A 7,096-nucleotide genomic window follows, 5' to 3' on the forward strand; every position below is an offset into this window, starting at 1 on the left:
GGGCTCACCGCCACCGATCCCGTCTCGATCACGGTGGCCGCGGGCTCGTCGCTCGCCGGCGTGCAGGCCGCCGCGCCGTCCGTGGTTCCGGCCCGGGTCGGGGCGTCCGAGAACGCGTTCGACGTGCCCGTGACCTGGGACTGGACGGGCATCACGGATGCCGCGTTCGACGAGGTCGGGGTCGTGCAGGTGCCCGGTGCGGCATCCGCCGACGGGGCCTCGCTGAGCGCGCAACTGGCCGTGCTCGTGACCGAGGGCACGCTGCGCAACGTCAACCCGGATGCCGGCACCACCGCCTCGGCGAGCTCGACCGAGTCGGGCTACCCGGCCGACCGCACGCGCAACGGCGTCGACGGCGACAAGGGCTGGTCGAACTGGGTCTCGACGAACAAGCCGGCGCAGTCGACGCTGACGTACCTGTACGCGGTGCCGCACCAGGTGCAGCAGGTCTCGGTGCAGTTCTACCGCGACGGCACCACGAGCTGGGCGCAGACCATGCAGGTGCAGGTGCGCGGCGCCGACGGCACCTGGGTGGCCGCGCCCGGCTGGGAGACCGCGAAGCCCGTGGCCTCGCCGGCCGACGGCAGCGCGCCGACCGTCGTGGCGTCGTTCGCGCCGGTCACCGCGACCGGCGTGCGCGTCATCATGAACGCCTACCCGAACACGCACCTCATCGTGTCGGAGGTGAAGGTGTTCGAGTCCGTGGCCGCGCCCGCAGCAGTCGCCGAACTCGCAGTGCTGCGCCTCGACGGCCAGACGATCGACGGGTTCGACCCGGCGCGCCTCGACTACGAGGTCGACGTCGAGGGCGGACGACTGCCCGCGGTCGACGGCATCGCGGTCGACTCGGACGCCACCGTGCGGGTCACGCAGGCGACGACGGCGAACGGCGGCGTCGCCACGATCGTCGTGATGTCGGCCGACGGCAGCGCGACTCGCACGTACTCGATGACCATCCGCAGGCATGCGGTGATCGACGGGTTCGCGCTCGCCGACCGGCCGCGAGTGGGCACCCCGGCCTCGGCCGTGGGCGCGTTCGATCCGGCCGACGGCGAGATCGCGTGGCAGTGGCTGCGCAACGGCGAGCCGATCCAGGGCGCGACGGATGCCACGTACACGCCGGTCACGAACGACGCGGGCAAGCTGCTGAGCGTCCGCGTGACGGTCTCGGCCGACGGCGTCGAGGCGGCGACCGCGGAGAGCGACGCGCAGCGGATCCTGGCGGCGAACTCGCGCAAGCCGTGATGCGTGATCTGCCGATGACCTGATTCCGGATGCCGCGAGGGCGGCCGTCGCATCGTGCGACGGCCGCCCTTCGCGTGCCGCGGGGAGCGATCGAGTGGATGCCGAAGCCGCGTGCGGGCGCGCTGAAGTGCGGGTTCGGCATCCACTCGATGCGTGGTGGGCGGTGCGCGCGGCTCAGGCGGGCGGGCGGGCGGTGCTCTCTCGCACGATGAGCTCGGTGGCCACGAGCGTGCTGCCCTCGCGCTCGCCCGACTCGACCTCGCTCAGGAGCGCTTCGACCGAGCGGCGGCCGACCTCGCCGAAGAACTGCCGCACGGTGGTGAGCGGCGGCCAGAAGCTGCGCGACTCCTCCATGTCGTCGAACCCGACGACGCTGACCTCGGCAGGCACGGCGCGGCCCGACTCGTGCATGGCGCGCAGCACGCCGAGCGCCATCTGGTCGTTGGCGGTGAAGATCGCCGTGACCTCGGGGTCCTTCGCGAGCTCGAGTCCGATCGCGTGGCCCGACTCGCTGGACCAGTCGCCGACGAGCGCGGCGGGCACCTCGGCGCCGTGGGCGCGGAGGGTCTGCTCCCACGCCTCGCGGCGGTGGGTCGCCGAGTATGAGCGCTCGGGTCCGGCGACGTGCCAGACCGTGCGGTGGCCGAGGCCGAGGAGGTGCTCGGTGGCCAGCCGTGCGCCGTGCGCCTGGTCGGTGTCGACCATCGGGTAGCGGTCGCCCGCGGTGGAGTCGACGACGACCACGGGGAGGCCCGCGGGCAGCTCGACGTCGTTCTCGTCGAGCAGGTGCGCCTCGACGATGATGATGACCCCGTCGACGGCCTCCTCGCTGAGGCGGTCGAACGCGCCCGCGACCTCGCCCTGGGTCGGGTGCGGCACGGGGATGAGGGTGATCGAGTAGCCGGCGTCCGCCGCCGCGACGGCGATCGCGTCGAGGGTGCGCATGTTGCCGAAGCTCGAGAGCGTGAACATGATGACGCCGATCGAGTGGAACCGGCCGCTGCGCAGCGCTCGGGCGGCGCTGTTGGGGCGGTAGCCGAGCTTGCGCATGGCGGTGAGCACGCGCTCGCGGGTGTCGGCGTCGACGTTGCTCCGCCCGTTCGACACGCGCGACACCGTCTGCCCCGAGACGTTGGCCTCGCGGGCGACATCCGCCATCGACGGGCCGCGCCGTCGGAGCGGCAGCGCCTCGGTCTGGTTGGTGGTCGTCATCGCCGCTCCCTCGAACACTTCGTGCGTCACGCCCAGACTTGCACAGACTGGCGCATGTTCACGTCAACATGCTACGGTAATCAGACTGCATGTTGACGTGAACATGCGAGCGATTGGAAATCCGAAATGACAACGACGTCCCCTCCCGCGCCGGCGGCGGTGGTCACCGCCCCGCCGAGCCGACGCGCCCGAGTCCGCGGACGCAGCGAGTGGAAGGGCCTCGCCTTCGTGGCGCCCTTCCTCGTGGTGTTCCTGCTGGTGTTCATCGCGCCGGTCGCCTACTCGGTCTACCTCAGCCTCTTCCGCGAGCAGCTCATCGGCGGCAACGCGTTCGTGGGCGCGGAGAACTACCTCGAGCTGTTCGCCGACCCGCAGTTCTGGGAGGGCTTCGGGCGCGTCACGCTGTTCCTGCTCATCCAGGTGCCCATCATGCTCGGCCTCGCGCTGGTCGCCGCGCTCGCCATCGACAGCGCCCGCCTGCACGCCTCGGGCTTCTTCCGCATCGTGATCTTCCTGCCCTACGCCGTGCCCGCCGTCGTCGCGGTGCTCATGTGGGGCTTCATCTACGGCGACAACTTCGGCCTGGCCGCCAACATCAACGACTGGCTGGGCAGCGAGGTCATCACGCCGTTCGCCCGCAACTGGATCCTCGTCTCGATCGGCAACATCGTGACCTGGGAGTTCGTCGGCTACAACATGCTGATCTTCTACTCGGCCCTCCGGGTCATCCCGACCGACCTCTACGAGGCCGCCGAGCTCGACGGCGCCGGCCCGATGCGCGTCATCACCGGCATCAAGCTCCCCGCTCTCCGCGGCGCCATCGTCATCGCGACGATCTTCTCGATCATCGGCAGCTTCCAGCTCTTCAACGAGCCGAACATCCTGCGCACCCTCGCGCCGAACATCATCACCACCTACTTCACGCCGAACATGTACGCCTACAACCTGTCGTTCGCCGGCCAGCAGTACAACGCCTCCGCCACGGTGGCGATCGTCATGGGCGTGATCACCGCGGTGATCGCCTACGTCGTGCAGCTCCGCGGCTCCCGGAAGGAAGAACGATGAGCGCCACCATCGCCCCCGAGGTGCGAGCCGCAGACCACAAGCGAGCGGATGCGGCATCCGCCCGCCGTGGCACTCGAGGCCCGCGCCGCCGCAACTCGCCGCTGCGCCCCCGCAAGTCGGTGGCGTTCACGCTGCTGATGGGCATCTTCGTGCTCTACAGCCTCGTGCCGCTCGCGTGGCTCGTGATCAACGCGACGAAGACGCAGAGCGGGCTGTTCTCGAGCTTCGGCCTGTGGTTCGACGACGACTTCGTGCTCTTCCAGAACATCTGGGAGACGCTGACCTACCGCGATGGCATCTTCCTGCGCTGGTTCGGCAACACGCTGCTCTACGTGGTGGTCGGCGCCGGCGGCGCGACGCTGCTCGCCACGCTCGCGGGGTACGGCCTCGCGAAGTTCCGGTTCCGGGGCCGCCGCGCGATCTTCGCGGTCGTGCTCGGCGCGATCGCGGTGCCCGGCACGGCGCTCGCGGTGCCGACGTTCCTCATGTTCAGCCAGCTCGGCCTCACGAACACGCCGTGGGCGATCATCATCCCGTCCCTGATCAGCCCGTTCGGGCTCTACCTGATCTGGGTGTACGCGGTCGACTCAGTACCCACCGAGATCCTCGAGGCGGCGCGCATGGACGGCGCGGGGGAGTTCCGCACGTTCTTCACGATCTCGGGGCGCCTCCTCGCGCCCGGCATCGTCACCGTGCTGCTGTTCACGGTCGTGGCCACCTGGAACAACTACTTCCTGCCGCTGATCATGCTGAGCGACCCCACCTGGTACCCGCTCACGGTCGGCCTGAACCAGTGGAACGCCCAGGCCACGGGCGTCGCCGCGCAGCCGATCTACAACCTCGTCATCACGGGCTCGCTCCTCACCATCCTCCCCATCGTCATCGCGTTCCTCGGCCTGCAGCGGTTCTGGCAGTCGGGGCTCAGCGCCGGCAGCGTCAAGCAGTGACCGAGCGGCACTGCCTGTCCATTCCGCACCCCACCGCTCACCCGGAGCGTCCTGCCCCGGATCACAGATGGCACAACGAAGTGAAGGGAAACATCACATGACCATCGCCCGCACCGCCTTCCGGCGGACTCTGGCGGTCGCCGCGACCGCCGCCCTCGCGGTCGGCGCGCTCGCCGCGTGCTCGACCGGAGCCGACACCACCTCCGGCGGCGGCTCGGCCTCCGACCTGGACGCCGCACTCGAGGCCGGCGGCAAGCTCACCTATTGGAGCTGGACCCCCAGCGCCGAGGCGCAGGTGGCCGCGTTCGAGGAGGCGTACCCCAACGTCGACGTCGAGCTCGTGAACGCCGGCACCAACACCGAGGAGTACACGAAGCTGCAGAACGCGATCAAGGCGGGCTCGGGCGCGCCCGACGTCGTGCAGATCGAGTACTACGCGATGCCGCAGTTCGCCCTCGCCGACTCGCTCGTCGACCTCAGCGAGTACGGCCTCGACGAGCTGGAGGACCAGTACAGCGCCTCGACGTGGGGCAGCGTGAACGTCGACGGCAAGCTCGTCGGCCTGCCGCAGGACTCGGGCCCCATGGCCCTCTTCTACAACAAGTCGGTCTTCGACCAGTACGGCATCGCCGTGCCGACCACCTGGGACGAGTACGTCGCCGCCGCGCGCCAGCTGCACACCGCCGACCCGACGAAGTACATCACGTCCGACACCGGCGACGCCGGCTTCGCGACGAGCATGATCTGGCAGGCGGGCGGCCGTCCGTTCGCCATCGACGGCACCGACGTGACCGTCAACTTCCAGGACGAGGGCACCGAGCAGTGGACCGGCGTCTGGAACCAGCTCATCCAGGAGGACCTCGTCGCCACCACCCCCGGGTGGAGCGATGAGTGGTTCAAGGGCCTCGCCGACGGCTCGATCGCCACGCTACCCATCGGCGCGTGGATGCCGGGCGTGCTCGAGTCGAGCGTCGCGGATGCCTCGGGCGACTGGCGCGTCGCACCGATGCCCACCTACGACGGCACCCCGGTGACCTCGGAGAACGGCGGCGGCGGCCAGTCGGTCGTGAAGCAGTCGAAGAACCCGGCGCTCGCCGCCGCGTTCCTCCGCTGGCTGAACAGCGACCCGGCGTCGATCGAGGTGTTCCTCGAGAGCGGCGGCTTCCCGTCGACCACGGCGAACCTCGACGACCCCGAGTTCGTGAACCAGGAGTCGGAGTACTTCGGCGGCCAGAAGATCAACGAGGTGCTCACGCAGGCCTCGAAGGACGTGGCGCCCGGCTGGTCGTACCTGCCCTACCAGGTGTACGCGAACAGCATCTTCGGCGACACCGTCGGTCAGTCCTACGCGAACAAGACCGACCTGAACGAGGGCCTCGCCGACTGGCAGTCCCAGCTCGTCGACTACGGCAACGAGCAGGGCTTCACGGTCGGCGAGTAGTCGCTCGCATCGCGGTGGGGCCGGTCGGGCACTCCCGGCCGGCCTCGCCGCATCACCCCCCCCTTCCCAAGCCCGTGGGGCCGCCGCGAGCACGCCCCTTCCCCTGTCCACGATCACCAGAACGGATGCCAGTGACCGCCCACTCCCGCTTCGCCATCGGGCCGACCGACTTCGAGCTCGACGGGCAGCCGCACCGCATCCTCGCGGGCGCGTTGCACTACTTCCGGGTGCACCCCGACCTCTGGGCGGACCGCATCCGCAAGGCCCGCCTCATGGGCCTGAACGCCATCGAGACCTACGTCGCGTGGAACGCGCACGAGGCGCACCGCGGTGAGTGGCGTGCAGCCGAGGGCCTCGACCTCGGCCGGTTCCTCGACCTCGTGGCGGCCGAGGGCATGCACGCGATCGTGCGGCCCGGCCCCTACATCTGCGCCGAGTGGGACAACGGCGGGCTGCCCGCGTGGCTGTTCCGCGATCCACAGGTCGGCGTGCGCCGATCGGAGCCGCACTACCTCGCGGCGGTCACCGAGTACCTCCGGCGCGTCTACGAGATCGTCGCGCCGAGGCAGGTCGACGCCGGCGGGCCGGTCATCCTCGTGCAGATCGAGAACGAGTACGGCGCCTACGGCGACGACAAGGACTACCTCGTCGAGCTCGTGCGGGTCACCCGCGAGGCCGGCATCACGGTGCCGCTCACCACGATCGACCAGCCCACGCCGCAGATGCTCGCCGACGGCAGCCTGCCCGGCCTCCACCTCACGGGCTCGTTCGGCTCCCGCGTGCCGGAGCGCCTCGAGACGCTCCGCGAATTCCAGCCCACCGGCCCGCTCATGTGCATGGAGTTCTGGTGCGGCTGGTTCGACGACTGGGGCTCGCACCACCACGTGACGGATGCCGCGGCATCCGCTGCCGAGCTCGACGCACTGCTGGCGGCCGGCGGGTCCGTCAACGTCTACATGTTCCACGGCGGCACGAACTTCGGGCTGACGAACGGCGCGAACGACAAGGGACGCTACGCGCCGATCACGACGAGCTACGACTACGACGCCCCGCTCGACGAGAGCGGATACCCGACCGAGAAGTTCTGGGCCTTCCGCGAGGTCATCGCGAAGTACGCGCCCGTGCCCGACGAGGTGCCCGGCGCGCGACCCGTCGCGCCGGCGCTCGTCGCGCCGCTCGCGGTCGG

At 70.2% G+C, this 7,096-nt stretch carries 6 protein-coding genes; 5 read left to right on the top strand and 1 reads right to left on the bottom strand.

Annotated elements, in window-relative coordinates; genetic code table 11:
- Nucleotides 1–1,245 (top strand): discoidin domain-containing protein (locus GH736_RS14135; protein ID WP_203230773.1); only part of this gene is annotated, 1,245 nt, incomplete at its 5' end.
- 174 nt (nucleotides 1,246–1,419) lie between these two features.
- Here the strand turns inward: GH736_RS14135 and GH736_RS14140 are convergent.
- On the bottom strand, nucleotides 1,420–2,457 hold the full coding sequence (locus GH736_RS14140; RefSeq protein WP_235934226.1) for a LacI family DNA-binding transcriptional regulator: 1,038 nt from the start codon (nucleotides 2,455–2,457) through the stop codon (nucleotides 1,420–1,422).
- 126 nt (nucleotides 2,458–2,583) lie between these two features.
- Between GH736_RS14140 and GH736_RS14145 the strand changes: the two genes are divergently transcribed.
- The 4 genes from GH736_RS14145 to GH736_RS14160 form a co-directional block, all read left to right on the top strand.
- Complete coding sequence (locus tag GH736_RS14145) at nucleotides 2,584–3,522, top strand: carbohydrate ABC transporter permease (protein ID WP_159604359.1); 939 nt, start codon at nucleotides 2,584–2,586, stop codon at nucleotides 3,520–3,522.
- Nucleotides 3,519–4,469, top strand: coding sequence for a carbohydrate ABC transporter permease (locus GH736_RS14150; RefSeq protein ID WP_159604361.1), 951 nt, complete (start codon nucleotides 3,519–3,521; stop codon nucleotides 4,467–4,469). The genes GH736_RS14145 and GH736_RS14150 overlap by 4 nt, the downstream gene beginning before the upstream one ends.
- A gap of 97 nt (nucleotides 4,470–4,566) precedes the next feature.
- Entirely contained in the window at nucleotides 4,567–5,910 is a 1,344-nt protein-coding gene (locus GH736_RS14155) for an ABC transporter substrate-binding protein (RefSeq protein ID WP_159604363.1), read from the top strand.
- 125 nt (nucleotides 5,911–6,035) lie between these two features.
- Nucleotides 6,036–7,096: glycoside hydrolase family 35 protein (locus GH736_RS14160; protein ID WP_162529565.1), on the top strand; the 1,061-nt coding region annotated here is incomplete at its 3' end.

The sequence above is a fragment of the Agromyces humi genome (genome assembly GCF_009720255.1).
Lineage (GTDB): Bacteria > Actinomycetota > Actinomycetes > Actinomycetales > Microbacteriaceae > Agromyces > Agromyces humi.

What these genes read in the sequence shown, in the direction of transcription:
- GH736_RS14140 (WP_235934226.1), bottom strand. Translation starts at nt 2,457, where the DNA reads ATGACGACCACCAACCAGACCGAGGCGCTGCCGCTCCGACGGCGCGGC.
- GH736_RS14145 (WP_159604359.1), top strand. Translation starts at nt 2,584, where the DNA reads ATGACAACGACGTCCCCTCCCGCGCCGGCGGCGGTGGTCACCGCCCCG.
- GH736_RS14150 (WP_159604361.1), top strand. Translation starts at nt 3,519, where the DNA reads ATGAGCGCCACCATCGCCCCCGAGGTGCGAGCCGCAGACCACAAGCGA.
- GH736_RS14155 (WP_159604363.1), top strand. Translation starts at nt 4,567, where the DNA reads ATGACCATCGCCCGCACCGCCTTCCGGCGGACTCTGGCGGTCGCCGCG.